General features: G+C 46.4%; 22 protein-coding genes. 11 read left to right on the top strand and 11 right to left on the bottom strand.

Annotated features, from left to right (window positions below; translation table 11 throughout):
* Positions 1 to 172: 172 nt before the first annotated feature.
* Positions 173 to 1669: an aldehyde dehydrogenase gene (locus KU855_RS03015; protein WP_218528867.1), complete on the bottom strand. Its 1497-nt coding sequence runs from the start codon at positions 1667 to 1669 to the stop codon at positions 173 to 175.
* A gap of 217 nt (positions 1670 to 1886) precedes the next feature.
* On the opposite strand from KU855_RS03015, the gene KU855_RS03010 reads away from it, so the two are divergent.
* The 3 genes from KU855_RS03010 to KU855_RS03000 are packed head-to-tail and all read left to right on the top strand — an operon-like array spanning position 1887 to position 5122.
* Positions 1887 to 3224 carry an aspartate aminotransferase family protein gene (locus tag KU855_RS03010; RefSeq protein ID WP_218528866.1) on the top strand — a complete coding sequence of 446 codons (1338 nt, stop codon included), beginning with the start codon at positions 1887 to 1889 and terminating at the stop codon, positions 3222 to 3224.
* A 45-nt stretch (positions 3225 to 3269) separates the two neighbouring features.
* Positions 3270 to 4751, top strand: coding sequence for a CoA-acylating methylmalonate-semialdehyde dehydrogenase (locus KU855_RS03005; protein ID WP_218528865.1), 1482 nt, complete (start codon positions 3270 to 3272; stop codon positions 4749 to 4751).
* Positions 4752 to 4762: 11 nt separating this feature from the next.
* Positions 4763 to 5122: a cupin domain-containing protein gene (locus tag KU855_RS03000; RefSeq protein ID WP_218528875.1), complete on the top strand. Its 360-nt coding sequence runs from the start codon at positions 4763 to 4765 to the stop codon at positions 5120 to 5122.
* Positions 5123 to 5203: 81 nt separating this feature from the next.
* On the opposite strand, the gene KU855_RS02995 is transcribed toward KU855_RS03000, so the two are convergent.
* The 3 genes from KU855_RS02995 to KU855_RS02985 form a co-directional block, all read right to left on the bottom strand.
* Positions 5204 to 5824 carry a 2OG-Fe(II) oxygenase gene (locus tag KU855_RS02995; protein WP_218528864.1) on the bottom strand — a complete coding sequence of 207 codons (621 nt, stop codon included), beginning with the start codon at positions 5822 to 5824 and terminating at the stop codon, positions 5204 to 5206.
* A 231-nt stretch (positions 5825 to 6055) separates the two neighbouring features.
* Positions 6056 to 7090, bottom strand: coding sequence for a porin (locus KU855_RS02990; RefSeq protein WP_218528863.1), 1035 nt, complete (start codon positions 7088 to 7090; stop codon positions 6056 to 6058).
* Positions 7091 to 7129: 39 nt separating this feature from the next.
* Entirely contained in the window at positions 7130 to 8470 is a 1341-nt protein-coding gene (locus tag KU855_RS02985) for an FMN-binding protein (protein ID WP_218528862.1), read from the bottom strand.
* A 189-nt stretch (positions 8471 to 8659) separates the two neighbouring features.
* On the opposite strand from KU855_RS02985, the gene KU855_RS02980 reads away from it, so the two are divergent.
* The 4 genes from KU855_RS02980 to KU855_RS02965 all read left to right on the top strand — a co-directional run bounded on the left by KU855_RS02980 (position 8660) and on the right by KU855_RS02965 (position 13707).
* Positions 8660 to 9772 (top strand): FAD:protein FMN transferase, encoded by a 1113-nt coding sequence (locus KU855_RS02980; protein WP_218528861.1) that lies wholly within the window; start codon positions 8660 to 8662, stop codon positions 9770 to 9772.
* 140 nt (positions 9773 to 9912) lie between these two features.
* Positions 9913 to 11658, top strand: a complete 1746-nt coding sequence (locus tag KU855_RS02975) for a PhnD/SsuA/transferrin family substrate-binding protein (protein ID WP_371316313.1) — start codon at positions 9913 to 9915, stop codon at positions 11656 to 11658.
* Positions 11659 to 11661: 3 nt separating this feature from the next.
* Positions 11662 to 12306 carry a response regulator transcription factor gene (locus KU855_RS02970; RefSeq protein WP_218528860.1) on the top strand — a complete coding sequence of 215 codons (645 nt, stop codon included), beginning with the start codon at positions 11662 to 11664 and terminating at the stop codon, positions 12304 to 12306.
* 111 nt (positions 12307 to 12417) lie between these two features.
* Positions 12418 to 13707, top strand: a complete 1290-nt coding sequence (locus KU855_RS02965) for a sodium:proton antiporter (RefSeq protein WP_218528859.1) — start codon at positions 12418 to 12420, stop codon at positions 13705 to 13707.
* Between the two features lie 100 nt (positions 13708 to 13807).
* Here KU855_RS02965 and KU855_RS02960 read toward each other — a convergent pair whose 3' ends face one another.
* The 7 genes from KU855_RS02960 to KU855_RS02930 form a co-directional block, all read right to left on the bottom strand.
* The gene (locus KU855_RS02960) at positions 13808 to 14755 is read right to left on the bottom strand and encodes a Tim44 domain-containing protein (protein ID WP_218528858.1); all 948 of its coding nucleotides are present in this window, start codon (positions 14753 to 14755) and stop codon (positions 13808 to 13810) included.
* A 157-nt stretch (positions 14756 to 14912) separates the two neighbouring features.
* The gene (locus KU855_RS02955; protein ID WP_218528857.1) at positions 14913 to 15716 is read right to left on the bottom strand and encodes a CLCA_X family protein; all 804 of its coding nucleotides are present in this window, start codon (positions 15714 to 15716) and stop codon (positions 14913 to 14915) included.
* Between the two features lie 76 nt (positions 15717 to 15792).
* Entirely contained in the window at positions 15793 to 18033 is a 2241-nt protein-coding gene (locus KU855_RS02950; protein WP_218528856.1) for an acyl-CoA dehydrogenase, read from the bottom strand.
* 636 nt (positions 18034 to 18669) lie between these two features.
* Positions 18670 to 19830, bottom strand: coding sequence for an aspartyl/asparaginyl beta-hydroxylase domain-containing protein (locus tag KU855_RS02945; protein WP_218528855.1), 1161 nt, complete (start codon positions 19828 to 19830; stop codon positions 18670 to 18672).
* A gap of 81 nt (positions 19831 to 19911) precedes the next feature.
* Positions 19912 to 20304 (bottom strand): DUF4156 domain-containing protein, encoded by a 393-nt coding sequence (locus tag KU855_RS02940; RefSeq protein ID WP_218528854.1) that lies wholly within the window; start codon positions 20302 to 20304, stop codon positions 19912 to 19914.
* A gap of 84 nt (positions 20305 to 20388) precedes the next feature.
* The gene (locus tag KU855_RS02935; RefSeq protein WP_218528853.1) at positions 20389 to 22008 is read right to left on the bottom strand and encodes a bifunctional diguanylate cyclase/phosphodiesterase; all 1620 of its coding nucleotides are present in this window, start codon (positions 22006 to 22008) and stop codon (positions 20389 to 20391) included.
* A 199-nt stretch (positions 22009 to 22207) separates the two neighbouring features.
* Positions 22208 to 22693 carry a virion protein gene (locus KU855_RS02930; protein ID WP_218528852.1) on the bottom strand — a complete coding sequence of 162 codons (486 nt, stop codon included), beginning with the start codon at positions 22691 to 22693 and terminating at the stop codon, positions 22208 to 22210.
* A 429-nt stretch (positions 22694 to 23122) separates the two neighbouring features.
* Here KU855_RS02930 and KU855_RS02925 point away from each other — a divergent pair, with 429 nt between their 5' ends.
* From KU855_RS02925 to KU855_RS02910, 4 genes are all read left to right on the top strand, one after another.
* Positions 23123 to 23410 (top strand): DnaJ family molecular chaperone, encoded by a 288-nt coding sequence (locus KU855_RS02925; protein WP_218528851.1) that lies wholly within the window; start codon positions 23123 to 23125, stop codon positions 23408 to 23410.
* A gap of 81 nt (positions 23411 to 23491) precedes the next feature.
* A complete protein-coding gene (locus KU855_RS02920; RefSeq protein WP_218528850.1) occupies positions 23492 to 23995 on the top strand; it encodes a hypothetical protein in 504 nt (167 codons plus the stop codon).
* Positions 23995 to 24750, top strand: coding sequence for a hypothetical protein (locus tag KU855_RS02915; RefSeq protein ID WP_218528849.1), 756 nt, complete (start codon positions 23995 to 23997; stop codon positions 24748 to 24750). The genes KU855_RS02920 and KU855_RS02915 overlap by 1 nt, the downstream gene beginning before the upstream one ends.
* Positions 24751 to 24759: 9 nt before the next feature.
* Positions 24760 to 25653 carry a hypothetical protein gene (locus KU855_RS02910; RefSeq protein ID WP_218528848.1) on the top strand — a complete coding sequence of 298 codons (894 nt, stop codon included), beginning with the start codon at positions 24760 to 24762 and terminating at the stop codon, positions 25651 to 25653.
* Positions 25654 to 25827 lie beyond the last annotated feature (174 nt).

Below are 25827 nucleotides of genomic sequence, written 5' to 3'. Positions count from 1 at the left end.
AATGCGAGACAGTTCAAGCTTGATGGGAAACGGGATAGGGCCTATCCACGTGCGTTAAAAATGAGTAAAAACAAGTATCCCATTAAGTCTAAGAAAAATGCCGTTCACACTAAGTGAACGGCATTAGGCAGTATTCTGCCTGTTTTTTTGGTAGTTATGGGCTCACCCCAAACTAGAGCGCAATCCAAGTTGCTTTAATTTCTGTATATTTATCAAATGCATGTAATGATTTGTCGCGGCCATTTCCAGATTGTTTGTAACCACCAAATGGTGCCGTCATATCGCCACCATCGTAATGGTTTATCCACACCATTCCCGCACGTAAGCGTTTCGCTGTTTGATGGGCTTTGGATAAATCTGTCGTCCATACGCCGGCGGCCAAGCCGTAAATCGAATCATTGGCAATGGCAATTGCTTCTTCCATACCGTCAAAACTTATCACCGACAGTACCGGACCAAAGATTTCTTCTTTAGCAATTCGCATATCATTATTGACACCACTGAATAAGGTCGGTGCCACATACACGCCTCCCGAGCTCGCCATGTGCTGCTCGCCACCACTGACTAATTCCGCCCCTTCTTCTTTACCCGCGGCGATGTAACCGAGGATCGTGTCTAGCTGTTGTTTATCCACTACAGCGCCACTGTGGGTATTTGGATCCAGCGGATGGCCGGGTTGCCAACTGGCAAATTCTTGCTTTATCAGCGCAATCACTTGATCTTTTACGCCGGACTCCACCAATAAACGCGAACCTGCCGTACACACTTCCCCTTGATTGAAGGCAATAGCTGCCGCCGCCGCGGCTGCCGCTTGAGCGAGATCGGGGGCATCATTGAAAATAATGTGAGGACTCTTTCCCCCCGCTTCCAGCCACACGCGTTTCATATTGGATTCACCCGCGTAAATCATCAGCTGTTTCGCTATCTTAGTCGAGCCAGTAAATACCAAGGTATCAACATCCATATGCAGCGCCAGCGCTTTTCCAACCGTGTGCCCAAAGCCAGGAAGCACATTGAGCACCCCGGCAGGAATACCGGCTTCGACAGCTAAGGCGGCCATGCGGATAGCGGTGAGAGGTGACTTTTCTGAGGGCTTAAGCACCACACTATTGCCCGCAGCCAGTGCCGGCCCAAGCTTCCAGCAGGCCATTAATAACGGAAAATTCCAAGGCACAATGGCGGCAACCACGCCCACAGGTTCACGGGTGATCATGCCAATTTCATTGTCGGGTGTTGGGGCAACTTCATCGTAAATTTTATCAATGGCTTCCCCTGACCAGCGCAACGCGCGAGCCGCGTTAGCAACATCCACGGTCAAGGAATATCGAATCGGTTTCCCCATATCCAAGGTTTCAAGCAAGGCCAACTCCTCGCCATGGTGCTCAAGCAGTTCAGCAAAGCGGATCATGACCTGTTTACGATGTACCGGTGATTGTTTGGCCCACACGCCAGACTCAAAGGTAGCACGGCTAACGGCAACGGCTTGCTGCGCATCCGCATCACTACAACTCGCCACCTTAGTGAGCAGGCGACCATCGATGGGACTGATGCAATCAAAGGTTTGTCCTTCAGCGGCGGCTTGATATTTGCCATTAATATAGGCCTGTCCATTAATCTTGAGATTGGCGGCCTTGGTTTGCCAATCTTGCATCGTAAGCACAGTACTCATGTCATCCCTCATCTGGATTATTAGCTGTCGGTAGGAACTTCACCGACAGAGATATTGTGCCAATGTAGCCTTAGCCGCCACATAAATTCAATATATTTTACAAATTTACAAAAAACAGCGAAATATTTGACATAAGGATCTTCCATGTTCGATATTTTTGACATAGCATGAATTCGCAACCCGAAGTTAACAAAGTCACAACAATCAGGATGGGCGTATGGCCGTGGAACCGCAAAACAATCGCCAGCACACTGGCAACTTAGATCATTACTGGATGCCGTTTACTGCGAATCGACAATTCAAACAACAACCCCGACTTTTGGCTCAGGCTGAGGGCATGTTCTATAGTGACACCTCGGGTCGTCCAGTGTTAGATGGTACTGCTGGATTATGGTGTTGTAATGCGGGCCATAGCCGCCGCCAAATTACCGAAGCGGTCAGCCGTCAGATCAGCACCTTAGATTATGCCCCGTCGTTCCAAATGGGTCATCCGTTGGCATTTGAACTAGCGATGCGTTTAGCTAACCTTGCCCCCGATGGCATCAATAAGGTGTTTTTTACCAATTCGGGCTCTGAATCTGTTGATACGGCCTTAAAGATGGCCTTGTGTTATCACCGAGCTAATGGTCAAGCCACTCGAACTAAGTTTATTGGTCGGGAGCTGGGCTATCACGGGGTCGGTTTTGGTGGCATATCGGTGGGCGGCATTGGTAATAATCGTAAAGGCTTTAGTCCGCAGATGTTGACCGGAGTCGATCATCTCCCTCACACCTTAGATATCAATAATCAAGCCTTCACCCGTGGTTTACCAAGCTTTGGCGCTGACAAAGCCGATGCGCTAGAAGCCTTGGTCACCTTGCATGGGGCAGAAAATATTGCCGCCGTGATTGTCGAACCTATGTCGGGTTCTGCGGGGGTAATTTTGCCACCCCAAGGTTATTTACAACGCTTACGCGAAATCACTAAAAAATATGGCATCTTATTGATCTTTGATGAAGTCATTACTGGCTTTGGCCGAGTCGGCAGCGCATTTGCGAGCACACAGTGGCAAGTGACCCCAGATCTCATCACCACGGCCAAGGCCATCAATAACGGGGTGGTTCCTATGGGTGCCGTCTTGGTCAGCGATCATATTCACGACGTGTGCATGCAAGGACCTGAGCACGTTATTGAGTTCTTCCATGGATACACTTATTCAGGTCACCCAGTCGCGGCAGCCGCAGCCCTCGCAACCTTAGATATCTACCGTGATGAGCAACTATTTGAGCGCACTCAATCCTTAGCGGGCTATTTTGAAGAGGCCGTCCATAGCCTGAAAGACTTAGATAATGTGATTGATATTCGTAACACCGGCCTAGTGGCAGGCATTCAATTAGCGCCAGCGGCCAGCGGTGTCGGTAAGCGTGGCTATTGTGTGTTCGAGCACTGCTTTCACCACGGCGCACTCGTCAGAGCCACCGGCGATATCATTGCACTATCACCACCGCTGATCATCGAAAAACCCCAAATAGATCAACTAGTCGAGACGCTGGCCGCGGCCATACGTGCCAACTAACTATCAAACCTTCTCGGTAATAAATTTCAAGGAAAGTGTTTAACCATGAAGCAAATAACTCACTATATCAACGGTCAACATCAAGCACCCAGCGAGCGACAGCAAGCTGTGGTTAATCCAGCCACTAGTGCGGTAATCGCCGACGTTTCCATGGCCAGCTCACAGCAAGTGGCCGAGGCGATAGCCCATGCAAAAGCGGCATTTCCTGCCTGGTCACAGACCACGCCGCTTAATCGCGCAAGGGTGTTGTTTCGTTTTAAAGCATTGGTAGAGCAGCATATTGATGAACTGGCGGCTCTCATTACCACTGAGCATGGTAAAGTGCTGGAGGATGCAAAAGGCGAGCTTATTCGTGGTCTCGAGGTAGTTGAATTTGCCTGCGGTATTCCGCACTTGCTCAAAGGTGAACATACCCAACAAGTGGGCACAGGTGTTGATGCGTGGTCAGTCAATCAAGCTTTAGGGGTCGTCGCCGGTATTTCACCGTTTAACTTCCCCGTCATGGTGCCGATGTGGATGTTCCCGATTGCCATTGCTTGTGGCAATACTTTTGTAATGAAACCCTCTGAAAAAGACCCAAGCCCAGTCATGCGCATTGCTGAACTGCTTACAGAAGCCGGCTTGCCTGATGGCGTATTTAATGTTGTTAATGGCGATAAGGAAGCTGTCGATACCCTCCTCACTCATCCAGATATCGAAGCGGTGAGTTTTGTTGGCTCGACGCCGATTGCCGAGTATATCTACAGTACGGCCTCAGCTCATGGTAAGCGGGTGCAAGCGCTTGGCGGCGCTAAAAATCATATGTTAGTCATGCCTGATGCCGATATCGAACTAGCCACCAATGCCTTAATGGGCGCCGCTTATGGATCCGCTGGGGAACGCTGCATGGCGATTTCAGTGGTGCTGGCCGTCGGTGACGTTGCCGATGAACTGGTCAGCCGCTTATTACCTAAAATCGATGAACTTAAGGTTGGCAATGGCAGTGATGCGGGCATGGAAATGGGCCCATTGATCACCCAAGAACATTTAGCCAACGTCCGAGGTTATATTGATTCAGGGGTAGCTCAAGGTGCAACCTTGGTTCGCGATGGTCGTCATTTGGCACTCGATAAAGGCCATTTTATAGGCGCGAGTTTATTTGATCATGTCACCCCTGACATGACCATTTACCAACAAGAAATTTTTGGGCCCGTGCTGGCTATCGTGCGAGTGGCTGATTACGACAGTGCCTTGCAATTAATTAACCAACACGAATACGGCAATGGAACGGCCATCTTTACCCAAAATGGTGAATACGCGCGCCATTTTTGTGATGCAGTACAAGTGGGCATGGTCGGCGTGAATGTGCCGATCCCAGTGCCTATGGCTTTCCATAGTTTTGGTGGCTGGAAGCGTTCATTATTTGGTGCCCTCCATATGCATGGACCGGATGGCGTGCGTTTTTATACCCGTAAAAAAGCCATTACCGCCCGTTGGCCTAAGCCGCAAGTCAGCCAAGCCGACTTTATTATGCCCACCATGAAATAAGGGCCGCTATGATGCTAATTAAGGACATTCAGCGGCTTGCTGGAGAAGCACAAGAGCATGTTAACTTTACTGTTGCCCCACAAAAACGCTTGGCGGGAAACCCTCAGCAGCAAATTGATAACTTTTTTACCAGCCCATGCCAGCAGTTTCAATGTGGGGTCTGGCAATGCGATCAAGGCCACTGGCAGGTCAGCTATCAGGAATATGAATATTGTGAAATCTTAGCAGGCAGTAGCGTCATCATCGACAGCGAAGGCAATCGCTTAACCGTGGCTGTGGGGGATAGATTTGTCATTCCCGCAGGATTTAGTGGCAGTTGGCTCGTCGATGAGTTTTGTAAAAAAGTCTATGTGGTATTTGAGCCTAAATAGTGTTTGAGCTTAAGTCAGCGGCATCGCTTTAGGTTAGCGGGTAAAACAAGTGACCTGTTTTATCCGCTAACCTGCTCTCTATTAATAACCGTGTCGACTCGAGCTCACTCTAAACCAACCAGCAATGCTGTAGCGGTCGACATGAGTATCGACCACCTCATGAGGGAAGACTTCGCTTAAAAACACCACCCACTTACCCATGGTTGGGGTCACAGTTTCGAGAAGGGTATCGGCTTCGCTATACACCAACAACTCGCCGCCATGCTCAGTTTGCCACTCAGGATTTAAAAACAACACTGAGGTTAACACCCTATTCTGACTACCTTTTAAGCTATCGATATGCTTTTGATAATGATGCCCTGGATGGTAAATGGCGTAATGGCTTTCAAACTCGTTAAGCCCTAAATACAAACGGCGGTTAATGGCTAACCGTAATTGCGACATCAAGTCTAAGTAGCGTTTATCGACCTCATTGTCAGGACTTAACCACAGAATTTTATCTCCACGCACCGAGGTTAAATACTGCTGCTCTGCCCCGCGTCCAATGGCCGCTTTGGAGAACTCATCACTATGATTTATGGCTTTAGCGCGTAATGCCTGACAAATATCGGCTGGGATCTCCGACTCGAAAACATGATATCCACGCACCGTTAACTGCTCTGCTAATTCATCAAGCAGAGTCTCACTAAATTGGAAATTCATAAACGCAACACTCAACAAGCGCAACGCCTGACCGATTACAGACTAAGGAATAGCTCTAATACAGACAAGGTAATTAAGGGGAAATGAGCCATTGGCTCAAGAACGGTGAGAGTGTAATGGTAAATTAGCCAATGCGCTAATAAATAAATGCGTCTTTAACAGCAACGAGCGAGCGGCCAATGCGTTAGCAACGCAAGGTAACACTCGCTCGTTCAATGTTAGCGGCTACGCTTAAAAGTCGTATCTAAAGCCAAGACTGACGATAGTATCGTCAAAATCTTGATGTTGCTTAACGTCAAACTGACCCAGTTCTGAGTGAATACGCGCCGATTTACTCAGTTTATATTCCGCACCAATGGCCCACTGTGACACTTCAGGTACAGCAGTGACTAAGTCACCTTTGCTTTTATACAGACGGTTAGCAATCACACCGGTACCCGAATCATCGTAGCCCACTTCTGCTTTAAATAACCAAGCCCCTAGCGCATATTTAGCACTCGTAATAAAACCAATACCGTCGCGCTGCTGCCATTGAGTGGCGGATTCATTGACTAATTCACTGTGCTGGATCATGGTACCAAGCGTTAATGCATCCATGCGGTACTGAACGACACCGCGATAGGCGCGCACATCCTCCATGCCATCACTATAGGCAGCAGCGAGATAGAGATCACTGCTTTTAAAGAATTTATCACCATAAGTAACGGCCACTTGGTAATTGCCAAGATCTCGGCGCTGATCACCCACCTTGTAATAGTTATCTTCGAGTAAGTAGCTCACACCTAACTGTAATTTTTGCCATTTAGGTGACTTATACTCCAAGGAGTCTCCCCAGCGCTTATCCCCAGCAAAGAGACGGTCATGTTTGAGCGAATACATATCCATCGCATCCACCGTCCCTTTAGCCATTTTAAACACAGGATCAATTCGACCGAACGCTAAAGAACCATAATTTTGATGTCTTATGCCTAAATAAGTTGGTCGTGATGAAAATGGGTTACTGGTTTTATCTTGGCTGCCGCCATTCACACCCACCTCAATCTGATAAAAAATCTCAGTATTGCTAGCCAACTCACTGCGGCCTTTTATACCAAGGCGACTAAAATTGTTCTCAAGCACTAATCCCGCTTTATTATTGTGGGTCGCACTGCCGCTATCTGAGTGAGTCAACGAATAGTCAAAACGACCATAAAATTGATATTCGACCGCCATTACCGACGGCGCACATAAGGCCAACACCAATACACTTTTCGGAAAAATTTTCATTGTCATATCCTAAAGTGGGCACAATCGCGCCCAACGTCATTATTGTTGCGGAGCAATCACGCCATCCTGACGCATTTGTTGATAGAGGCTATTGGCCAGCGCTAAGTAGTTATCCCAAGCGTCTGAACGCTTGGTAAAACCGGTTTGCGCATAACTACCAGTATCGCCTGCTGCAGGTAGGTCATTGATATCAAACAGTGAACCGCCTTGAGTCAGGTGATTCGATAAGGCATCGATCATGACGTTAAAACCGATACGTGATGGCTCAACATAATTAATTGAATCGTACTTAGATTGACGGTAGAAGGCTTTTAACGACGCGTCGCGAATGTCTTTCTTATTGTCGGCAAAAATTTCATCGTAGTGTGCCGCTGTAATTTGACCCGTTTGCTTACTCACGACCAGTCGTAGCATCGCGGTAATCCCTGTCCAACGACCTTTATCATCAAGGAGCTTTTGCGCTTGCTGATAAAACAGTTGATCGCTTTTCCCCTGTTGAATTCGGCTGTGGATCTTGGCCGTCAGAGGGATCATTGATTGCTGAATACTATTAGAGGCACCCGCGACAATATCCATTTCCAGGTATTTTAATCGGTTAGCTTCTTTCAGTTTATTGCCAAGTTTTGGGTCATAATCAGGATTTAAGTCAAAGGTCAGCTTGTCTTTATCCATCATCAGCTTTTCCATCGTCAAAGCTGACTGCACCCAAGCAGTGCCTTTCTTCTTACCCATGGAAAAGTTATATTCTGACATGCGTTTAGGGACGTTTTGATAGAGGCGAGTGTAATAGTTAGGACGACCGCTTTCTTGGAATTCAGCCAACAATACATCGTTAGGATTAGCGCTATCGACGACCACCAACATGCTGCCCATATGGCCTTGACGGAATCGAGCCTCTTCATAGAAATAGTCGCCTTTAACCACGCCTAATTGCGGTTGGATTGACCACTCGAGATCAAACTTATCGGCACCATTGTTGCTACGGGCACCGACACTCTGAAATTCAGGCTTGCTGCCATCGGCACGAGGTATGTCATTAACTGCTTTTAAGATGCCATTCGATGAATAGGTCGCACCCGAGATAGCATCAATACCTTCATGACCATTATTCGCGACGATTTCAGTGAGTATGCGTTCGGCATTTAAATACAAGGACTCAGTTTCTTGATGCGATAAGGTTTTTAAGTCGCTGATGTTACCGTTTTGGATTTTAGCTTCTAAGGTAATGTCACTCTTTTTACCTTTACCTGTTACTTGGTAAACGCCATCAAGGTACTTACCCTGCACCGCGCTCTGACTCGCGCAGCCTGTTACACCAACACTGGCAACAGCCATGGCGATAACTAAGGCACACCGATTGAATTTCGTCGTGTTTTTCATTGTTCTTGCCCAAAAGTTAAGGAACTTGCAGCCAGCATAAACAGGGCAATATTTTCGACAATTGCGGAAAACCGCAATGGGCTGACCAACATTGCAATTCTTTGAGTCAGATAACACTTTAGGAATAGCTAACAAGCCTAAGGCGACATTTCGTGGTACTGCTGTAAATAGTAATAAGAGAGGATTACCATGGTTTACTTTGTCGTATTATTGATTAGTTTATTGAGCGCCAATACTTATGCGCAACCACAAGTATTTAAACCTTACCAATGTGAAGGTAACGCTAGTTTTATTTATGCCGATGCCAAAGCGAGCTTAACCACCTTAAAATATTTTGGTACATCAATTTCAATTGATATTTACCATGACAATGAACAGCAAGCGCTAACGGCTTTATGCCAAGGGTTAAATGTTATTCAACAATATCATTATTTAGCTTCTAACTTTTCTACCTACCCATACTTTACCAATATTAAAACCATCAATAACGCGCCAGAAAAAATACATCCTATCGATCCACGTCTGACCGAATTATTAGCGTCCAGCCTAGAGTGGCACCAATTGACGCAAGGACGATTTAATGTTGCACTATCCCCCGTATTAGCGGTGTGGCGCCAATACCGAAATGAGTGTAAGTACAATCAAGACTGTCGACTTCCCTCAGATAGTGAATTGCTCGAAGCATCTCAATATATTGATATAAAAGATATAAAGCTCGACACAGCAAACAACACCATCCAAATGAAACCTGGAATGCAATTAGATTTAGGTGGCATAGCTAAAGGGTGGATGGTTGAAAAGGTATATGACAGATTACGTGCTGAGAACCTGAGTTCATTTATTATTAATGCCGGAGGAAATATCCGTCATTTTGGGCTTCACCCTCAAGGTCGGCCGTTTATCACTGCCATTGAGGATCCGATCCAGCGAAAAAGCAATTACACTCAACCCCATGATGGTGCTATTTATCATGAATTTATTCAAGGCGAAGATATCACTGTGGTTTCAAGTGGGAATTATTTAAATTACTTTTCGGTTAACGGCAAAGAATATCATCATATTATTGACCCAACGACGCTTTATCCCAAAGCCGAAGGAGTGGCGGTCTCTGTTATTATGCAAGCTAATGCCATATTAGCCGATGTAATTTCGACCAGCTTATTTTTGATGCCTCAGTCGCAGGCACAACAATGGTTAGAGGATTTGGGACTGGCCGACTCCGTTGCCGCCATTTGGTATCTGAATGCCTCAGGCGATAAGATTTACTCAAAGGAAGTGAGCCGCTACCTTGTGCAACCCTAAGTCAATATGCCCCGTGGCTTAGAGGCTAATTCTAGAAAATGTGAGCTAACTCCCTTTCTAGTAGAAAGTCTACGTATCAGTTAGGCAGTTGATGGATAATAGTTTGGCTATAGTTGCCATGTTTACTAATGAAGATTTAGGTGTTGATAAAATATTTCCTGAGGCTATGCCTGCTCACGCTCCCGCTGTTGGCCGCTGCTCAACCGGGCGCTGTACCTTCAGTGCAAATTGGGGTAATGGCCTTTGCCGATCCTGGCATTATTCAAGCGCGGTGGCAGCCAACTGCCGATTGGCTCACTGACCAACTCCAACGTCCAGTCCAAGTGGTGCCTTTGACACCCGAGCAACTTGAACAAGCCATTGCGCAAACGAGCATTGACTTCATTATCGGCAATGCCATGACCACAGTGGCATTTAAAAAAGATCATGGCACCAGTCATTTATTAACCTTAGTCAATAACATCAGTGACATCCCTGAACTGGCGATGGGCTCAGCAGTGATAAGCCACCAGCAACACCCCATCGATGATTGGTCAGCATTAGCTCATCAACGCATTATTTCCAGTGATCCTCGCGCCTTTGGTGGCTTTCAGATTTTTGCCGCCAGCTTGGCCAATCAGGGTATGGATGCCTACCGAGACGTCAAACAACTGGAATTTGTGGGTTTTCCCCAGCAAAAGCTGTTGCAGCAATTAGTCGAACGTCGTGCCGATGTCGCCATCTTACCGGCATGCGTATTGGAGTCTGCAGTCAGACAAGGACGCATTGCCCCTGGGCTGTTACAAGTGCAACTCGTCGAACCTCAGCATGCATTACCTTGTGAAGTCTCTACCCCACTCTATCCTGGCTACGCCTTATCAAAATTAGGCGGTACCGATCACCAACTCGCCACGGCTGTTGTCAAAGCCTTGTTAGCCATCACGCCACACAACCCCGCGGCACTGATGGGACAATATCAATCTTGGGCCGCGCCAGTGGACGACAGTTCAGTGTTCGCCCTGCGCCGCCAATTGGCTCAGTGGCCCTTTGTCACCAACTGGCAACGCTTATTGCACAGTGCCCTGCCATGGGTCGCGGCGGTGTTGATCATCTTATTATTAGGCTACTTACACCATGTTCGAGTTAAACGTTTAGTCGTTAAACGCACCTTGGCCCTCAGCAATGAAGTGGCTAAACATCAAGACACTCAAGAGCGATTATTGGAGCAACAACAACAATTTTATCGCGCCCAACGAGTACTACTGACTGGCGAAATGGCCTCTGGAATTGCCCATGAACTTAAACAGCCCTTGGCTGGGATCCGCTACCTTGCGCAAGGATGTGTGTACCGTTTAGATGAATACCAGCAAGCATTGGCGACGCCATTGTCAAAAATTATCGAGCAAGTCGATAGAGCACAAACCACGATCCATCGCCTCAGGGAGTTCTGTCAACAAAGCAGTCATTATCAGGCGCATGACTTAGGGCAAATTATTGAAGATACCTTGATGTTAATGCAGCCAGATTTACGCCATTGTCAGATCCATTGGCACAGGCCAAGTCAGCCATGTTGGGTCTATGCCGATGCCAGTTTGCTGCAACAAGTATTAGTGAATCTATTGCGTAACGCGCTCGATGCCATGACCCATCTCGCCACACCGCAACTGTGGATTGAGTGTCAATCGGGAGACATTGACTATCAAGTCGTGATCCGAGACTTAGGTTGCGGCCTATCTGAGAGTGCTTTGGCGCGATTATTCCTGCCCTTTGAAACCAGTAAACCCCACGGTTTAGGACTCGGGATGGTGATATGTAAACGCATTATTGAAGAGCATGACGGTCAAATTGTTGCAACCCATGCGCAGCCGGGTTTGCGCCTCCATATTAATCTACCGAGAAAGGCCTAATAGATGTTGCCACTTTATCTTGTCGATGATGACCAAGACGTACTGGACTCATTGAGCTGGATGCTCGAAGGCATGGGATACCCTAGTCAAGGTTTTGCCAGCAGCGAATCCTTTTTGACTGAGATCGATGTATTCGCTCCAGCGGTAATGCTACTGGACATTAATATGCCCGGCATGGATGGTTTGGCCCTACTAAAACACTTAAATCAGCTCAATAGTCCCATCCGCATCATCATGTTAACTGGCCACGGGAACATTGCGATGGCGGTGCAAAGTATTCACTATGGCGCCGTCGATTTTCTCGAGAAACCTGTCGATGGGGACAAACTCAACCCCTTGTTACGACGAGCCATGTGCTTAAGTCAGCATGTATTTGAGCAATTCACTCAAGAGCAGCAGTTATGCCAACAAATTGCGAGCTTAAGCCCGCGAGAGCAACAAGTCATGGCATTAGTGTTAGCCGGCAAAATGAATAAGGTGATTGCCAGTGAACTGGAGATTGCCCAGCGCACAGTTGAACTCCATAAACAAAAGGTGCTGCAAAAAATGGCCGTAAGCAATGCCGCCGAACTCGCATGGCATTTAGCCAAACATCAAGTGAGAACAGAGGAGCCTTTGCTTACGCGCGCCCTCCCTCAAAAAACATGAGCAATATTTAACCCAAGAGAGCCAAAATTCGGGTGGTCTGGCCGCGATAACCTACATTAGTATGTAGTTTCATATTCAACGTCTGGCTAACTTCTCTCCTAAGGGTGTGGCATGTCCGTATATCATATTTTGTGTTATTTCGCTGCGGTGGCAGTATTAATGGCCTACATCAACGCTAAGATAGGTAAATTTCAAACCACGATTGCCATCACCGCCGGTGCCATGCTGCTATCACTGCTGTTAGTCTTCACCGGCCGAGTCCATTTACTTGAATTTAAAGCGCTCGCCACCCACCTAATTAACCAAATCGATTTTAAAGATTTTCTATTGGAAGGGATTTTAGGGTTTCTGCTATTTGCCGGTGCGATTAATATCCGGTTAGCCAACCTCAAAGATCAAAAATGGGAAATCACTGTGCTGGCATTATTGGCCACCTTGTTTTCCACTTTCTTTATCGGATGGGTGTTCTACGGCTTCTGCCAACTGATCGGATTGCCATTAGATCTAGTCTATTGCCTCCTATTTGGCGCCTTGATCTCGCCGACCGATCCCATTGCCGTGTTGGCGATCGTAAAAAAGCTGCATGCCCCCAAACGCATTGCTACCCAAATTGAAGGTGAATCTCTGTTTAATGATGGTTTTGGCTTAGTCATCTTCGTCACACTATTCACCATTGCCTTTGGCAATGTCACCCCAACCGCCACCAGCGTGAGTTTATTATTTTTACGCGAGGCCGTCGGAGGCATAGTGTATGGCGCCGTGCTAGGTTATCTTTTCCATCACCTCATTCGCCATACGGAAGATGAGTCAATGGAGTTACTCTTAACCTTACTCATCCCCTCTGCAGGCTATGCCTTGGCAATTTGGTTAGCCGTGTCTGGACCGCTAGCGATGGTGGTCTCTGGCATTATCATCGGCAATTGGACCCGTCACAGCGGCTTTAGCCACGGCACACAGACGACGTTAGATAACTTTTGGGAATTGATTGATGAGTTCTTAAATTGCATTCTCTTTCTACTGATTGGTCTATTAATGCTGACCTTTACTTTTCACCGAGAAGACTGGATATTAATGGCATTTGCGATACCACTGGTACTTGCCGGTCGATATATGAGCGTGAAGTTATCTTATCTAGGCTTCAATCGGTTTAGAGACTACAACCCGATGTCGGTCAGTATTTTAACTTGGGGTGGATTGCGCGGCGGCCTCGCCATGGCGATGGCCATGTCTGTGCCGGCGGGGATCATGGTGCTACCCAACAAACACATTGATGTCAGAGAAATCATGCTGGTGATGACCTATGCGGTCGTGGTGTTCTCGATATTAGTACAAGGGTCGAGCATTACTCCCCTGATAGAAAAGGCTAAGCGCTTAGAAACGAAGCCTGGCCCAGCGAAATAAGGCTCGCGCCAGGGACGCCTCAAAATGGCCAGCAACAAACACCATCGCACATTTGGGCAAAAAAAACGCAGCAACTGCTGCGTTTTTTCTGTCATCAAGATTACTCGATGCCTACGATTAACCAGGGTTGATCGGCTTGAGTCAAATCGCGCTCTAAATGCCAAATATCTTTAATTTCTTGAGTGATACCTTGTGGCGACTCTTTAAATTGACCGTAAAAATACAGGCTGATTTGCGCGGCATCGGCGTTGTGATCCGCACGTACAATTTCAGCATTCACTGCCAACACTTGCGTATATAACTCGCTTGGCTCTTCTGCTCGAGCCTTAACTAAGTCAGCAAAAATGGCAGGCGATACGTATTCTTCAATTTGGGTCAAATCATTATTATTCCACGCCTGTTGCAGGGTGTGATAATGACCGGTGGCTCCTTGAACAAACGCCTGCGGATCAAAGCCTGTAGGCAGGTTCATTGGCACATCATCGGCATTGGCATCAACCTCTTGACGAAACCATGGACGCGCTGACGCAGTGTCACCAGCCACAGGGCTGACTTCAGCTGGTGTTGGAGCTTGATATTGATGCTGCGTGGCAGCACTCGGCGCCGGCGCGGCATAAGCTTCTCGCTGATACTGGTTAGCCGCTGGGGTGGCCTTGCCTTTACGCATCATCTTGAACAACATGACGCCACCAAAAATCAATAAGGCAATGATGACCATGTCCATCATTTGTAAACCTTCAAAGGCGCCTCCAGCAAATAATGCCGCTAATAAGCCACCTGCCAATAAGCCACCCATTAGGCCGCCCATCATGCCTTTTTTAGCAGGAGTTTGCGCCGATTGCTTGGCAGCAGCTGGTTGACCAGCAGCCGGTGTTGCTTGGCCAGGTTGCGGGCTAACCGTGTCCGTTTTTTGAGGTTGCTGTTTCGCTGGCGCCGTCTTATAACTGCTACCAAATTTTTTACCACCACCAAATTTTTTGGCATCGGCATATGGAGAAGCCATCGCAATGGCTAGCATCAAAGGAATTAGGGCTAAAAGTTTTTTCATGTTTATCCTATAAATCAGAATGATAACTTTGCACAATCAAAGCCAGCATACTATTGGCCTATGCTTGATCAAGTCAATGACCACGATGCATGAGTGTGCGCAATCAGGCTTAAACTAACCTGAGTTTTGCCCGCTTAACCACAAATGTCTGGTCTGATTAGTTAAGCCCTTGTTGAGCCAACGCAAGGCCTAACGGATAAAAGTAGTCAGTCAGTGCAAGCTGGATCTGTTGGCGATGCTCTGTATCGGGATAGCCGCCGGCATCGAAGAGTTTTCCCGCGAGGGTGCCACTGACCAGATACCCATTAGTGATCCGTTGATCTGCCTCAATCACGGCCTCGAATGCTCTGGCCATAATTTCTGTGGGTTGAAAGTAATAGCGGCTGCCAAGCTGCTTATCGAGGGCATAGGCCTGACGTACAAAGGCGGACGTTTGCCCTTGCGGTTCGAACACGCAGGCAAATAAGGCCAACAATCGGTCATTCAGTGGATGCTCAATCGCGAGGAGTTCCTTTTGCCAACAATCGCTGGCAAAAGGCATCAGCGCATTATGATGATGTGACACATCAAACGCCTTCGGCCCAATATAGTGATCGAACGCATGCCAAAATTCATGCGCCAAAGCGCCGGCCCCAGCATGTTTTGCTAACGCCAACTCGCGACTAACACTGTGATAATGGGCTTGTACCCCAGGACGCCCGCCCGTACCAAAGGCTAAACTGAGGCTTTGGCGTAACCCTATGGCTTGTGGGGGTAAATTTAAGAGATACGCGAGATCGGCAAAGGCATCGAAGATTAATGGTGCCGCAGCGCGCGACTCTTCTTTAGAGACCCAACGCCCAACGCGAAGGCGGTCAAAACCAAACGTTTGCTGAATATCGACAAAGCCAACCTTATCACCTTGGCGAAAATCAGGGCCACGGCGGCGTTGTGATAATGCGGTAAATAAATTTTGAGTCAACGCCAAGCCATATAATGAGCCAACATGTGTTGGCCCATTATATGGTGCACTCGCACGACAGCAAGCGTTTTACTAATTACGCCGCAGCAGATGCCTTAGGCACATTAGGAGTTAATAAATTCATATCAAAATCAAATTCATCAACCCGAATAGCCAGTTCACGCTTGTGATTATAACTGACCAATTGCTGATGTTCAGTCGGGTTAATCACGCCAGCGCTAAGGGCAGCATCTAGGGTATCGGAGAATCTAACCCCCGCACGGAATACCTTCTTACGTAAGGCAATTTTTACCCGAGCGAGTAGATCTAAACACTCCATTTTCGCCAAGTATGCTTGTTCATTGATATCATTACCATCCCCCTCAACCGGGCGGATCAGATGGGTCAACTGCGCTTTAATCTTGGTATTCATTTGGGCCGCTTGCGCCAACTCACGCACCAAATCATCTGAAATTTTTGGCATGTTTGCAGAATACGTCAGGGTAATAAATTTCATCAACTGACGGGTAGGCGCCGATGGGAAATTATCTAAAAAGTCCAGCATGGCTTTTTCAGCCTCAGCTAAGGCCCAGCGAGTTGCATAATGGAAGTAAGGTGCCGCTTCGGCGCGATTAGCATCCAACACTTTGCTTTCGTAATATCGGATTGACGCCATGGCCGCATATAAAAAGCTCATGACATCCCCCAGACGAGCAGATAGCATTTCTGCCTGCTTGAGCTTACCGCCCAATACCAACAGTGAAAAGTCGGCATATACCGCTAATTTTGCGGCCAATTTATTCACCGCCTTTTCATAGACAGCAACCTCAGGCAGACGGCTGTCTTGCTGGGCCAGCATAGGGAGTAACCCCAATTTAAATGCACGCAGACTATTGCTAATACTGTAACCTAAGGTCTTGGCGAAAATCCCATTGAAGGTTCTATCGGCATCCGGTGCTTCACTGTGAATAGCTTCAACCATCGCTTGTAAATGCGGGTGACAACGCATCACACCTTGACCAAAAATCATCAGGTTACGGGTAAGAATATTGGCGCCTTCGACCGTAATGGCAATGGGCTGAGCTACGTAGCCAGACGCTAAGGTGTTTTGCGGACCACATTGAATCGCTTTACCCGCTTGGATATCCATGGCGGAATTTAACACATCGCGGCCAATTTCAGTCATGTGATATTTAGCGATGGCAGTTACCACCGACGGCTTTAATCCTAAGCCCAATCCTTCGGTGGTGAGAACACGCATAGCCTCTTGCAGGTAGGTTTTTCCGGCAATATCGGCCAGCTTTTGTTGAATCCCTTCAAATTTACCGATAGATAGACCAAATTGTTCACGGACCGCGGCATATTCGGCAGACGATTTAAACGCGGCTTGAGATACACTAACTCCGAGCGCGGGCAACGAAATTCCGCGGCCAGCCCCCAAACAGCTCACGAGCATCTGCCAACCACGACCGATGTTTTGTTGGCCACCAATAATGAAATCCATTGGAATAAAGACATTCTCTCCGCGGGTCGTTCCGTTGTAAAAACGGATGCCCATGGGATCATGGCGATTGCCTAATTGCACGCCGGGGTGAGATTTAGGAATTAACGCGCAGGTGATCCCTAAGTCATGTGCACCACCGAGCAAAGCTTCTGGATCTTGAACTTTAAATGCCAAACCTAGCACGGTGGCAATCGGCGCAAGGGTGATATAGCGCTTGTCCCAAGTAACAGATAAACCTAATACTTTTTCACCTTGATAGTCGCCATAAGTCACCACACCGATATCAGGAATGCCGCCTGCATCAGATCCCGCTTCAGGACTGGTGAGTGCAAAACACGGAATGTCATTGCCAATGGCCAGCTTAGGTAACCAATAATCTCGCTGAGCATCGGTACCGTAATGCATTAACAGCTCACCTGGACCCAAGGAATTTGGCACCATCACGGTGACCGCCACCGCAGAACTTTTCACGGCAATTGTCGCGACTATGGTTGAGTTGGCATAAGGACTAAACGCTAAACCGCCGTAGCTTTTAGGAATGATTAACGAAAAGAATTTGTTTTTCTTTAAGAAGGTCAATACGTTGTCAGGAAGATGCTTGCCATTTTGAATATCAAAATCATCAATCATTTCTAATAACTCGACCACTGGGCCGTCCAGAAATGCTTGTTCTTCCGCGCTTAAGGTAGCATCTGGCACGGCACGTAGCGCGGAAAAGTCAGGCTTACCTTGATAAATAGAACCTTCAAGCCACACGTCACCCGCGTCAAGGGCTTCCTGCTCAGTGACTGAAATGCTCGGTAAAATCTTCCGTAATTGGGTGCGTAAACTCATAGTAAATACTCATCAGACCAGAAAACATATGCTCACATTACGTCACAAACCCCGATCAAGATCAACAAATTTAAACAAACGTTTGATTATTTTTTTATTCCCAGCGCGAATTAGCGCCAGCATAATTGCCAAAAACCTCTCCATCAAATTGATTATATTGAATAAAAAGTTTTATCCTAAATTTTAGGAAAACCTGACTCAAGCCAAGATTTGTTAACATCAGCAAGCCAAAAGCAGCTAAATCCTCGCTCGCAACTCAGGCAACAGCTGTACGCTAGGATGAAGGTATCGCTGAGAACAGCCATGACAACGTTGGCGATTGGCAAAGCCGCACTAAGTCACAAGCAGATGGGATTGGCTGGGATAGCGACTATCGATACTATTGTGGCTAACATCGAGGCGAGACACACATCACTACCCTCGCCTGATTGACCGTTGAATGATTGGGCTTTTGCGCCAGCATCCCGTGGCGGGACTGCTTAACCACAAATGCACTTCATCAACCACAAACGCATTCCACGAGTGTCATTGAAGCTATTGCTGACGTTGCTTTGAACCTACAGCCAAAAACACTTAAGCCACGCTTGATAGACAAACCTGCGCTTATTAAGCGCCATCCTCAGTAACCAAACACGGTTACAAGCTCCAATCATCACGATTTTTACCAATGGCACTGAACATCGCGCTAATTTGTTGTTGTTCGGACTCAGAAAGCTCAGGCTTCCACACCTCGAATAGCAAGATTATCCGCTCCTGCTGGCTAGCATTCCAAGCTTCGTGTTCGATGGTATCATCAAATAACCAACATTGACCCCACTGCCATTGGCGACTGTCATTACCCACTCTCAGCCCACAGTTTCCCGGTTCGATAATGGGTAAATGACAAATTAAACGCGTATTCACAAAACCATGATGCGGTGGGATCTTAGCCCCTGGCGCTAATCGCGAAAACAGAACATTGGGAGCGCGCCCTTGGATTGTAACGAAAGGGACCTTAGCTAAGACTGCTAATGTTTGCGGAAAATAGCGCAAAGCATCCGCCTCAATGTCACCATTTCGATATAAGTAACAGGCACTCCAATCAGCGTTATCTAATAATTGATGTTTGTTGTTATTGGGTCTATCAGGCTGAGATTGAACATAGGCTGAAAAACCGCGGTCCAAGGAGAGATAAGCACGCAGTTCTTGCTCAATGACTGAAGTATTGGCTTCGAGATCTTTGACCCAATGAAATTCTGAGGCATCATAAAACTGCTTTTGAGGCAATTCAGGGAAATAATAAACACTCGGCTGCTGGTAATATATTTGCTTTTTACCAAGTAGCAAATCAATCGATTGATTAAACTTAGGCGACTGCGGGTATTGGGCCGTTATCTGGTCGATATCACTAAGCAATTCTTTGGTAAACTGTTGTTGATATTGATTAACCTTTGCTAAGGCATGAGACAAGTGTTGTCGTAGATTGGTTTCTTTCGGCGGATTTTGCTCTGCAAGCATTAAGGCATTTCGATAGAAGGCGTATGCCGCTCTGGTGTCTCTATCGCCAATAAAATCCCCTTTCAATAACAAGGCGCGCACATGATTTGGTTGTTGACGCAAAATGTTATCTGTCGCCATTATCCCCGACTCATTGTCACCTAAAGCGTGACAGGCATATGCCAGCCCTAGATAATTATCTAGGTCATTATCTCCTTGTTGGATCAGCGCGGCAAAACCTTGCTTAGCAACTAAGGGTTGCCCGTTTTGCAGGGCTGTCAGGGCGTGTTGTCTAGCTGAGATAGTATGAGTCGATGGCATAGTGGACAATTAACAATGAATTTGCGTTTATCTTACATAACTCATGGCTAATATCCACTCGTCTCGACGTAAATAGCAGGGTTATTCAATCTCTTGAGGCGGTGTTACCAAGGTGGCTTCCAGAGGATGTGCGGCGACATTTTTGTCGATATTTCCTCGACAGTCGTAGGCATTGGCCATCATGGTGACCGACCCTAAGAAACCCAAAGGTTGGTATAGATATAAGGTATCTCCACCTAACTCAGCGGTTTTAATCCGCATTTGGTTAAGTGCTCCCCACACCATGTTTTTGTCACTATGGAGCCAAAAATCATAAAAATGCCCTTCACTGCCATAGACAGTTTCGAGCTGCTCGCACTGCTCGATGGCGCTAGGGTTATCCCATACCACCTTTACTTGAGAAGACATTTCCGTTGGAAAAGTAATGCAACCAGATAACAACAGCGCTAATAACACCGCCAAACAATATTTCATAAATCACCTATCGTAAAATTCCGGCGCATCCTAGTCGAAAAAATGGTCGACGAAAAGTTTGCAAGCCTCAAAGGGCGATCGGGATCATCTCGTGATAGCAAAACGCGGTAATTTGTTCGATGGCATTGCCAATAAATACCCTTGAAACTTACAAACACCTAGTTGCAGCAACCTATCAAGCATCGCTGACGTTTCAATACCTTCGACTGTCAGAACAAAGCCTATGCTGTTACCTAGCGTTAATAAGGCATTGATCAATCCTTCAACTAACTGAGGTTGATAGTCGCTAAGAATAAAGCTGGCATCTAATTTCACTTCTTCAGGCTGTAAACGCAGGATCAAGTCAAAATTGGTATAGCCTTTGCCAAAGTCATCAATGGATAGGCGGATATCGGTGGCTAAAATCGCTTGGCATTGCGCGAATGTATAACAACTGGCTTGTTGCTCAGTGATTTCAAATACTATCCGCGCTCTTTGCTTTGGGGTTAATTGATGTAAATGTGCTAAAAAATTTGGCTGACATAGCGAGGATGGAAACACATTGATTGCAAACTCGAGAGCCTCATGCTGAACGAGCAGGGTTAATACCTGCTCTAATACCCAAAGATCCAGTAAGTAGCTTTGCGAACGATGGCCTATCTCAGCTAAAAAACTGACATGATCAAATGCCAAGCCAGTGACTCTCAACAAGGCTTCAACGCAAATCGTCTGCTGCTTCAGCCGATACTGTTGTTGAAACACCAACGATAAATGTTGGGGCCACAAACGGGTATCTTCGATAAAATTATACAAGGCAAAGGTATTATCTATCTGTTGCTTTTGCTCGTCGTGTAACTGCACCAAACAGCCATCACTATTTTTTTTACTTAGATACATACACATGTCTGCGTATCTAAGGGTATCTTCAAAGCTCAACTGTCCCTGATTGAGAACACTGCCAACACTGATGTTAATGGATTCGGTGATTTGATTGATGGTCACCGTCAAAGCTTGCATACAATAGCTGGCCAACCGCGTAAGAAAACGCTGAGGTTCTCTATTGTTAATCAACATAAATTCATCACCGGATAACCGAAATACATACTCTTGAATAAAGCTAGATTGCAATAATTTGGAGAACCGCTGTAATAATTTATCCCCCCATTGATGACCGTATTTATCGTTAAACAATTTGAATTGATTAATATCAATAAACGCCATTGCATAGGTTTGACCACTGAGGGTTTGCTGGAGGCGGTTAAGACCATTACGATTCCATAACCCGGTCAAACCATCTTTCAACGCCGCCAGTTTTAATTGATTATTGTCATGATGTAGCCAGTGATAATTCGCTCTAATCACTAAATAATAGGTCTTACCCGCACTGACAATTTTATCAATAAACGATAATTCTTTGATGATGCGACCATCTTGCGTGCGGTTATAGAGATAACCGCTCCAATGACCGTTAAGATGCAGATTAGCGTACAGATTTCTAAAGGTTTTATTGCGGGTTTTTGAGCTGCGAAACAACCTCGGGTTTTGACCGATAATTTGCGAGCGACAATAGCCAGTGCTCCGCTCAACATATCGATTAACGTAACTTATTTCATAGCTTTCTGTCACTACCAACACACCATAAGGGGCACAATCAACAGCATCGACAACCTCTGTAGATGCAGCGAGTTGCCCCTGTATTTCGGCGGTTATTGCAGGTAAGTTCACGACAGCGTCCAACTTGAAACAATGAAAATTAGATAAGGTAAATAAAGCTACCATATCAGGCGACAAACTGCTGAATTACTGCCAAAGACCATGAACAATGACAGCAATTTCAGTTTGCATCATTTAAAATTTCACCCACTGAAATCCAGTCATTCATCAGTGGCAGTCAGCACAGCAGCCATCAGAACAATCGCCTCGGTTAATCTGCCCAGCCCGCGGCCACAGCATTGTTGATCAGTTCCATCTCATAGGGGCAAGTGCCATTTTCAAACTGGATCATGGCGGCTAACACCCTAGGATAATCCTCAGGTGTTAGCGCGCTTGTGGCTGCAACACCCGCAGAGCTTGCCACAAAATCAATATAGGCGTGTGTGGGGTTATTATCATGTATCGGTGCCCAACGTGACACGATGGCATCGATGGTATAGATCCCATGAACACGCTGATAGGTTCTCAAAACTCTGGCCCCAGCGCGTATTCCGTGCCAAGGACTGGTAAAAATAACAAAACGGCCATCACAGCCAGTCGCTCCTAACCAATCACACCCAGCTTCAATATTGAGAGGGTTGTGATTGCGGATCCCCTTAGCCGGCCGCGGGCCCCGCCGATGGCAGGGCTTGCCCTTCACCTTGCTCTTACGCTTATCGCTCCCCCTGATTGGCCATTGCAGCCCAAATTCTGCCATTAGCTGCCGACATTTGGCGTTAACTTTTGTGGATATTGTTAGCTTAAGTTTTTGCCACACTTTGCTTACTCTGCTCGATTAATCACGCCCAACTTGCACCACTTAATAACACTCTATTATTAATTAAGGCTTATAAATAACTCGATGAGCTAAGCTGGATTTGCGGCATAAGTGAATGTTCTGGTATTATCTGTCAGTTGCGCATTAGGCTAGTATGGTACTAAAAATAGCTGGTTTGATTTCTTAGCGGCTAAGCTGAAAGCTATAACGCTGTTAATAGAACACCGCGCTAGATTTGACGACTCTTAATGGCATGGCGCTACAGCAATAATACCGCTAGTCCATCGGATTTTGCTTTCGTATGGTATTCGCCATGAGATCTCGACCACTGGCTGCACAACCTTTGACTACTCGCCTGCAGGTATCACTATGATCAACCACTTTAGTGTATTGGGTATTAAACCCAATGCCAAAGAAGATGACATTAAAAAAGCGTACAAACGTCTCTCCAATAAATACCATCCCGATAAACTTATCGCTGCCAGTGATGAAGAAAAAGCGCTGGCGGTGTCAGCCTTGCATCGTGTTCAAAAAGCCTATGATGTTCTCTCGGATCCTAAACTGCGCAATGCGTTTATCCGCGACTTTAATAACGTCATTGTGCCTGATCCATCCGCCGCGATGCGCGAGATTTGGGATGGTTTCTATTCAGCTTAGGCCAATCCATTAAACACGTTACTCGATGGCGTCGGGGTTAGATGTCACCTATCTTATGTATAATTTTACGCTGAGTTTGTTATGGCAAAAACACTAAATATTTCTCGTATTAACGAGTTAAAAGACAATGCGAACGACAATATTGAATCGTATAGCGATCCAGATACTCCCAATGCATTAGCGCAATTTTCAAGCCAAATTAAGCAAATCTTATTAGCCGATCCGGCCATGTTAGATTCGGTACCAGAATACTTACCTGTGGCTTTGTTCAATCAGGTCAAGTTCCCTGCCGAAGCTAAACTGCAATGGGCCTATTGGATTGAGCATGGCATTCTGCCAAGTTGGGACGAATTTAAAACCAGCATTGCCTTCAACAATGCCGACTTGCCGCTGGTGTTAGCCGTGAAAGGCTATAGCGAATCCCTCTTGATTGAAAGTTGTGCCGTATTGTATTTATTGGCTCAACCCGCTAAAGCCGTTGAACAGCAAGCAGACCTTGAACCCAAGGATCAAGATGACGATGATGACTACAATGACGGTGATGAAGAAGGTTATTACGATTACTACGATGATGAGGAGCGTTAATGAATAGTCTGATTGAAGTGACGGTCGCTGAGATAAAGCAACTGGCTGACGTGGAGCCCAAACAGGCAAGTAAGCGTTTCGAGATTATTGCCAATACCATGAATGACGAACAATTAGTTGAAGTCATTGAAAATATGGATATTGTAACCCTGACGCAAATTAATAGTCATCATGATATTTCATGCCCTTCCATCATGTCAGAGCTGATGACCCCTGAACAAATTCGCGACATCGTCTGTCAGCAACCCCTGTATTGGGAAGAGCAGATTAAGTCCAATGCCGAGGAGTTAATCCAGCATACCTTCGATTTCTTAACCTACTTGATCCGTGTGCAAGAGAACGAAGAAAAACAAACGGCTATTTTAGAATGTATTGCTGACGATCCTGCCGGTCTGTTTTACTTATCGATTCCATTTATCGAATTAGTGTTGGCGCCAAATAGCGATGATGACGCCCCGATGCTGGATGTATTTGATGATGAAGACGATGGTGAAACCGTCGGATACTCTGATCGCTCAGAATCAGAAGAAGCCTTTAGCTTAAGCATGGATGATCCCCGCAGTTTGCTGGCCTTAATTCGTGAACTGGCGCCTGATGTAGAAAAAGCCATTAAAAATCTGCTTCGTAATGAAAGTTCTAACTGGCAAAATATCATCAACAAATTTGTCAATGAACTGGTATTGCAAGCCAAAGAGAAAAACCAAGTCACTGACGAATACGCTGAAGTCGATGATATGTTCAGCTTTTTAGATTAAGGGGTAGCCATGCAAATTGTATTGCGTGACCCGAACCAAGGGCCATTTTTATCCAAAGTGATCGCCTATGGCCAAGCTGAACAATTACTGACCGCGGAACAACTCAGTCAAGTCAAAGCCAAAGCCATGTTAATGAGCTTAAAACTGGCCGATAAGTTCTATAACAAGTACAAAATGCATTTGTTAGAACAAGCCGCATTTGACGTTATTGGAGTGGTCAGTCTTGGCTTAATGTCCTTAGCTGATCGTGATGAAGCTTGCGCCTTGCGCCTATTACAACAAGGTGATGGCGTGGTTAAATCCTTTCAAAAAGGCTGGAGCATGCTTACTACCGTGAGTCAGTTCAAGCAAAACGGCAAGTCAATTTATGGTGATGTCGATAAGCTACTGATGGAACAAGTGTCGTGTCCGCCAGATTGCGATGAATGGGGAGGCTGGCAAAGCTATCAAGACGCACTAGCAGATCACCAGCGCCAGACAGCCATCGCGGTGTTACGCCAGCAATTTTACCATGCCGGCAGTTATGACCCTCTGGAATGTTTAAATCTTGAGGGGGTCCTCGCTGAAGCCGTGTTATACCGGATTTGTTTTGGTGATATTAAGGTTCGCGAAGATCTTAAACGTCGGATTGGACAAATTGAACTCGATGACACTTGGTTTAATGAGGACTATATTCAAGCGCAAACCCAACGAGCGCTGGCACAACTGCCCGCTGATTCGATTGCCATTATACAGGCCGATATGGGTAAGCATTTTTATGCGGGTATTCTACGCACGCTTAATTTTGCCCAACGTTATCGTAAACTGCTGCTTAGCGATGCAAGTCCTGAAAAACTTGAGCGGTTTGAGTATAAAGAAGGCTTAAATGGCCTATTAGGCTGGCCAGTCTATTTGCAATTCTAACCCGAGACAGTACATCAGTCCTTGTCGCTCTGATGTACTGCTTTTTCCCATGTGGCTCATTGCCTTCCCTCTCTCGGGCTAAAACCCTACATGCGCCTGTATAAGCCATCACATTGGTCTAAACTTAACACAGTATCGTCATATCTCGGCATTAACATGGATGTTTTGACTAAG

Source organism: Shewanella sp. NIFS-20-20, from assembly GCF_019209865.1.
Lineage (GTDB): Bacteria > Pseudomonadota > Gammaproteobacteria > Enterobacterales > Shewanellaceae > Shewanella.
This window is presented reverse-complemented; position numbering and strand designations above follow the sequence as displayed.

What these genes read in the sequence shown, in the direction of transcription:
- KU855_RS03015 (WP_218528867.1), bottom strand. Translation starts at nt 1,669, where the DNA reads ATGAGTACTGTGCTTACGATGCAAGATTGGCAAACCAAGGCCGCCAAT.
- KU855_RS03010 (WP_218528866.1), top strand. Translation starts at nt 1,887, where the DNA reads ATGGCCGTGGAACCGCAAAACAATCGCCAGCACACTGGCAACTTAGAT.
- KU855_RS03005 (WP_218528865.1), top strand. Translation starts at nt 3,270, where the DNA reads ATGAAGCAAATAACTCACTATATCAACGGTCAACATCAAGCACCCAGC.
- KU855_RS03000 (WP_218528875.1), top strand. Translation starts at nt 4,763, where the DNA reads ATGCTAATTAAGGACATTCAGCGGCTTGCTGGAGAAGCACAAGAGCAT.
- KU855_RS02995 (WP_218528864.1), bottom strand. Translation starts at nt 5,824, where the DNA reads ATGAATTTCCAATTTAGTGAGACTCTGCTTGATGAATTAGCAGAGCAG.
- KU855_RS02990 (WP_218528863.1), bottom strand. Translation starts at nt 7,090, where the DNA reads ATGAAAATTTTTCCGAAAAGTGTATTGGTGTTGGCCTTATGTGCGCCG.
- KU855_RS02985 (WP_218528862.1), bottom strand. Translation starts at nt 8,470, where the DNA reads ATGAAAAACACGACGAAATTCAATCGGTGTGCCTTAGTTATCGCCATG.
- KU855_RS02980 (WP_218528861.1), top strand. Translation starts at nt 8,660, where the DNA reads ATGGTTTACTTTGTCGTATTATTGATTAGTTTATTGAGCGCCAATACT.
- KU855_RS02970 (WP_218528860.1), top strand. Translation starts at nt 11,662, where the DNA reads ATGTTGCCACTTTATCTTGTCGATGATGACCAAGACGTACTGGACTCA.
- KU855_RS02965 (WP_218528859.1), top strand. Translation starts at nt 12,418, where the DNA reads ATGTCCGTATATCATATTTTGTGTTATTTCGCTGCGGTGGCAGTATTA.
- KU855_RS02960 (WP_218528858.1), bottom strand. Translation starts at nt 14,755, where the DNA reads ATGAAAAAACTTTTAGCCCTAATTCCTTTGATGCTAGCCATTGCGATG.
- KU855_RS02950 (WP_218528856.1), bottom strand. Translation starts at nt 18,033, where the DNA reads ATGAGTTTACGCACCCAATTACGGAAGATTTTACCGAGCATTTCAGTC.
- KU855_RS02945 (WP_218528855.1), bottom strand. Translation starts at nt 19,830, where the DNA reads ATGCCATCGACTCATACTATCTCAGCTAGACAACACGCCCTGACAGCC.
- KU855_RS02940 (WP_218528854.1), bottom strand. Translation starts at nt 20,304, where the DNA reads ATGAAATATTGTTTGGCGGTGTTATTAGCGCTGTTGTTATCTGGTTGC.
- KU855_RS02930 (WP_218528852.1), bottom strand. Translation starts at nt 22,693, where the DNA reads ATGGCAGAATTTGGGCTGCAATGGCCAATCAGGGGGAGCGATAAGCGT.
- KU855_RS02925 (WP_218528851.1), top strand. Translation starts at nt 23,123, where the DNA reads ATGATCAACCACTTTAGTGTATTGGGTATTAAACCCAATGCCAAAGAA.
- KU855_RS02920 (WP_218528850.1), top strand. Translation starts at nt 23,492, where the DNA reads ATGGCAAAAACACTAAATATTTCTCGTATTAACGAGTTAAAAGACAAT.
- KU855_RS02915 (WP_218528849.1), top strand. Translation starts at nt 23,995, where the DNA reads ATGAATAGTCTGATTGAAGTGACGGTCGCTGAGATAAAGCAACTGGCT.
- KU855_RS02910 (WP_218528848.1), top strand. Translation starts at nt 24,760, where the DNA reads ATGCAAATTGTATTGCGTGACCCGAACCAAGGGCCATTTTTATCCAAA.